This is a genomic window from Streptomyces sp. URMC 126 (assembly GCF_051386555.1).
Classification (GTDB): Bacteria; Actinomycetota; Actinomycetes; order Streptomycetales; family Streptomycetaceae; genus Streptomyces.
In genome coordinates, this window is the sequence record NZ_JBPQTX010001139.1 from 1 (window position 1) to 250 (window position 250).

The window sequence follows — 250 nt, forward strand, 5'->3', positions numbered from 1 at the left end:
GTCCAGCGCCAGCAGCACGAAGAGCACCACCGCCACCGCCACCACGGCCAGCACCATGTGATGGGCGAAGACCTGCCGGCCGGTGACGGCGTCGCGCACCGATCCCCAGGCGTCCTTGCCGAAGTCGAACTCCGACCCCCAGCGCTTCTGCACCCGGAAGTAGCCGCCGATCGGATCGTTCTTGCGGAAGCCGACCCACAGGATGTAGCCGGCCCAGCCCATGGGCGCCAGCGCCGCCGCCGCCCAGATC

Annotated in this window: 1 pseudogene; it reads right to left on the reverse strand. The window is 70.4% G+C overall.

Annotated features, from left to right (window positions below):
• Positions 1 to 250, reverse strand: a pseudogene (locus ACSNOK_RS35410) (hypothetical protein); the annotation flags it as partial.